4 protein-coding genes and 1 pseudogene are annotated in these 4,252 nt (G+C 64.3%); all 5 read left to right on the top strand.

The annotated features are described in order from the left end of the window. Positions 1-11 precede the first annotated feature (11 nt). Positions 12-809, top strand: a complete 798-nt coding sequence (gene fliP, locus AHiyo1_RS24580; protein ID WP_084784413.1) for a flagellar type III secretion system pore protein FliP — start codon at positions 12-14, stop codon at positions 807-809. Then, positions 809-1,084 carry a flagellar biosynthesis protein FliQ gene (gene fliQ / locus AHiyo1_RS08155; protein WP_059388219.1) on the top strand — a complete coding sequence of 92 codons (276 nt, stop codon included), beginning with the start codon at positions 809-811 and terminating at the stop codon, positions 1,082-1,084. Before fliP ends, fliQ begins: the two co-directional genes overlap by 1 nt. Before the next feature lies 1 nt (position 1,085). Further along, entirely contained in the window at positions 1,086-1,844 is a 759-nt protein-coding gene (locus AHiyo1_RS08150; RefSeq protein WP_059388218.1) for a flagellar biosynthetic protein FliR, read from the top strand. Then, positions 1,844-2,932: an EscU/YscU/HrcU family type III secretion system export apparatus switch protein gene (locus AHiyo1_RS08145; protein WP_059388217.1), complete on the top strand. Its 1,089-nt coding sequence runs from the start codon at positions 1,844-1,846 to the stop codon at positions 2,930-2,932. The genes AHiyo1_RS08150 and AHiyo1_RS08145 overlap by 1 nt, the downstream gene beginning before the upstream one ends. Next, positions 2,929-4,190: pseudogene (locus AHiyo1_RS08140) on the top strand (FHIPEP family type III secretion protein); the annotation flags it as partial. The gene AHiyo1_RS08145 and the pseudogene AHiyo1_RS08140, both read left to right, overlap by 4 nt. Positions 4,191-4,252 lie beyond the last annotated feature (62 nt).

The raw sequence follows: 4,252 nt of genomic DNA, 5'->3' as shown, positions 1-4,252 counted from the left end.
CACTTCCCGCGGTGCTCTGTGTCCTGTTGCTGACAGCCCTCTTCCTGTGGCTGGGCGCGTCAATTGGACATGCGGCACCGGTCAGCCCGACGCCACCCACCGCGCCCGCAGTTCCCACCGCGCCGGCGCAGCCGTCGAGCGGCAACGTCAGCATCAATATCAATGGCCTCGATGGAAAGCCATCCACGGCGGTGGTGACCCTGATCGGGATCACGCTACTCTCGGTCGCGCCTGCCCTGCTGCTCATGATGACCTCGTTCACCAAGATCTTCGTGGTGCTCGCGATGACCCGCAACGCCTTGTCCCTCCCGTCCATCCCGCCCAACCAGGTGCTGGCCGGACTGGCGCTCTTCCTATCCCTGTTCGTGATGTGGCCCGTGATCTCGGAGATCAACAACGTCGGCATCCAGCCCTACCTGAACGGGACACTGGACTTCAACGGAGCCGTTTCGGCAGGATCCGCGCCGCTCCAGCACTTCATGGTGGCCCACACCCGCCAAGAAGACATTGCCCTCATGACCCGGGCGGCCAAACTGGATAACCCGGCCAACCCGCAATCGGTCCCGCTACAAACCCTTATCCCCGCGTTCATGATCTCCGAGCTCAGGGCAGCGTTCATCATCGGTTTCGTCATTTTCATCCCGTTCCTGGTGATCGACCTGGTGGTCTCGGCCGCGCTGATGTCCATGGGCATGATGATGCTTCCGCCGGTGATGATCTCGTTGCCCTTCAAAATCCTGCTGTTCATCCTGGTGGACGGCTGGGGATTGGTGATCACCGCCCTGATCCAGAGCTATTCGAGCGGCTGATGGATACCAACGCAGTCCTGGACATTTGCCTCCAGGCCCTGATTCTTGCGGCCAAGCTGGCCGCGCCCGCCTTGGTGACCGCGCTAGTGGTGGGCCTCGCCATTTCCCTCCTGCAATCCATCACCCAGCTTCAGGAAGCCACTCTCTCCTTCGTGCCCAAGGCAGTCGCCGTGGCCGTGGCCCTGGTGGTGTGCGGGCACTGGATGATCACCGAGGCCGTCTCCTTCACCAACGAGCTCTTTGCCCGGATACCCGCGCTGATCGGCGGAGCGTGAAGTGGAGCTGCCCTTCAACCAGTCCTGGCTTGAGGTCCTCTTGTTGGCCTCCGTCCGGATGACGGCGTTCCTGGTGGTGGCCCCGCCCTTCTCGCACCAAACTATTCCGCTGCGGATCAAAGGGATGCTCGGCATCGGATTGGGACTCGCCGTTTCCCAACGTCTCTCCGCCGGCTACACCTCCAAGGACACCGCCGGCTTCATCGCGGCCGTGGTCCTTGAGCTCGTGACCGGGTTGGTCCTTGGCTTCCTCGTTCTGCTCGTCTTCGCGGCCATCCAATCGGCCGGCAGCCTGATAGACCTCTTCAGCGGCTTCCAGATGGCCCAGGGCTTCGATCCCCAGATGATGATCAACGGGGCCCAATTCACCCGGTTGATGCAGATGGCCGCCCTGGCCCTGCTTTTCGCCTCGGACGGCTACCAGCTGGTGATCGGCGGCTTGACCGGGAGTTTCACGGCCTTGCCGCTGGCTGGAGGACTGGATTTGGCACAGCCGGTGCACGCGATGATTTCGGCTGCCACCGGGATGTTCCTCTCCGCGGTGCAAATCGCCGGGCCGCTCCTGGTGGTGTTGGTACTCGCCGATATCGGGCTGGGGCTCCTCACCCGTGTAGCGCCCGCCCTGAATGCTTTCGCCCTGGGCTTCCCGCTCAAGGTCCTCATCACCCTCGGGCTTGCAGGGTTCCTGTTCCTGGCTCTGCCGCGCCTCGTTGCCATGCTCGCCGAGCAAGCGGCGAACACACTGATGGGGGTGGGCTGATGTCGGATTCACAAGAGAAAACCGAGCAAGCCACGGACAAACGGATGCGGGAAGTCCGGTCCAAAGGGCAGCTTTCCCGCTCGCAGGACCTCACCGCCTGGCTCGCCGTCGGATCCGCCGCGGCCATGATTCCGTCCACCATCGAGCGTGCCTCCAACGCTGCGGCTGACCAACTGTTCACCGTCCGCGGAGTCATCGCGAACCCCGAGCCCGGCAAAGCCGTCGCGGCGCTCGACGCCGGGTTCGGTTCCCTGGCCCAAGTGCTGGGGCCCCTGTTCGTGGTGGTCATGGTGGTGGTGCTCGCGGGATCCGCGTTGCAGGGCGGCATCCACTTCAAGAAGTTCCGCGCCGAGTTCGAGCACTTCAACCTCCTCAGTGGCCTCAAGCGGATCTTCGGCACCCAGGCACTGTGGGGCGGCCTGAAAGCGCTCCTCAAGACCGCCGTCGTCGGACTTGTCCTTTACGCCGTTGTGCAGGGGCTCATCCCGGTGCTGCTCACTGCCGGGGGACTGCCGGTGTCCGGCATCCTTTCGGCAGCAGTCGGGGGCATCGGTTCGTTGATCCAGTTCGCCGTGCTGGCGGGCCTGGTCCTAGCTGCCGCGGACATCTTCGTGGTCATGCGCCGCAACCGCAAGAAGACGCGCATGTCCAAGAAAGAAATCAAGGACGAAAACAAGAACAGCGACGGCGATCCCCTGATCAAGTCCCAGCGGCGTTCGCGCCAATTGAGCATGAGCCGGAACCGCATGATCGGCGCGATCGCGGACGCCGACGTCGTGATCGTCAACCCGACGCACGTCGCCGTCGCGCTGAAGTACGACGCCGGTAAAGCGGCACCGCGCGTCGTGGCCAAGGGAGCGGGGGTGATCGCTGCCCGCATCAGGGAAGAGGCGGAGGCGACATCGGTTCCGATGGTCCAAGACATCCCGCTGGCGAGGGCACTGCACTCGGCCTGCGAGCTGGGCCAGGAAATCCCCGTGGAGCTGTACCGGGCCGTGGCGGGAGTCCTGGCGTTCGTCATGTCACTCAAGGCCAGGGGAGCGGCACGCGGAATGCACCGTTTGCCGCAAGAAAGGACACAGCAATGAACAGATTCGCCAGGCTCACCGTGCCGGTGGGAATCGTGGGCATCGTACTGCTCCTAGTTGTTCCGGTACCCGCGCCGCTGCTGGACTTCCTGATCGTCTGCAACATCCTGCTCGCCTTGTTGATCCTGCTCACGAGCATGTTCGTCAAGAAGCCCTTGGACTTCTCCGTCTTCCCGTCGTTGCTGCTCGTGGCCACGCTGTTCCGGCTGGGGCTCAACGTCGCGTCCACCCGGCTGGTGCTGGGACAAGGATTCGCCGGGCAAGTGATCGACGCTTTCGGCAAGGTCACCGTGGGCGGCTCCATGATCATCGGCGCCGTGGTGTTCCTGATCCTGGTGGTCATCCAGTTCGTCGTGGTCACCAAGGGCGCCGAGCGCGTGGCCGAGGTGGGAGCCAGGTTCACCCTCGACGCAATGCCCGGCAAGCAGATGGCCATCGACGCGGACCTCAACGCCGGCCTTATCACTGACGCCCAGGCCCGCAAACGCCGTGCCGAGGTGTCCGCCGAGGCCGACTTCTACGGCGCGATGGACGGTGCCTCGAAATTCGTCAAGGGCGATGCGATCGCGGGCATCATCATTATCATCATCAACTTTGTCGGTGGCATTGCCATCGGCGTGCTGCAGCGCGGCATGAATGTCGGCGACGCGCTGAGTTCCTACGGCCTCTTGACCATGGGCGACGGGCTGGTCACCCAGATTCCGGCCCTCCTCATGGCCGTGTCCACGGGCATGATCGTCACCCGGTCCAATGCCGAGGAAGACATGGGCCGCACGGCCTCCTCGCAGCTCATGCAGTCGCCCAACGCCTTGCTCATCGCGGGGCTGGCCGCCGTCGCATGGCGCTCATCCCCGGCATGCCAGTCGTGCCCTTCCTGCTGGTGGGCGCTGCCCTGCTGTTCGGCTCGAGGCGCCTCGAGGCGCAGCAGAAGAAGCACAACGAGGCGGAGGACGCCAAGGAAGCGGCCACCTTAAGCTCCGAAGAAGACCCGAACGAGCGGCTCATGCAGGACATGCGTGTCCACCCGGTCGAGATCCTGCTGGCTCCGGACCTTGTTGACATGGTCTCCGGCGCCTCGGACGACCTCCTGGCCCGCGTCCGTTCCTTGCGCCACAAGATCGCCATGGAGTTGGGGATCGTGATTCCACCCGTCCGCACGCGCGACAACGTCGAGCTGCCGCCGTCCACCTATGCCATCCGCATTGCCGGAGTGGAAGCCGGACGCGGCACGGCGCCGTCGGGCAAGTTGCTGGCCCTCGGCGATTACCTTGACGCCTTGCCGGGTACCTCCACCGTGGAACCTGTCTTCGGGCTGGCCGG

Source organism: Arthrobacter sp. Hiyo1, assembly GCF_001263615.2.
In the GTDB taxonomy this organism is placed as follows: Bacteria; Actinomycetota; Actinomycetes; order Actinomycetales; family Micrococcaceae; genus Arthrobacter.
This window is presented reverse-complemented; position numbering and strand designations above follow the sequence as displayed.

What these genes read in the sequence shown, in the direction of transcription:
- fliQ (WP_059388219.1), top strand. Translation starts at nt 809, where the DNA reads ATGGATACCAACGCAGTCCTGGACATTTGCCTCCAGGCCCTGATTCTT.
- AHiyo1_RS08145 (WP_059388217.1), top strand. Translation starts at nt 1,844, where the DNA reads ATGTCGGATTCACAAGAGAAAACCGAGCAAGCCACGGACAAACGGATG.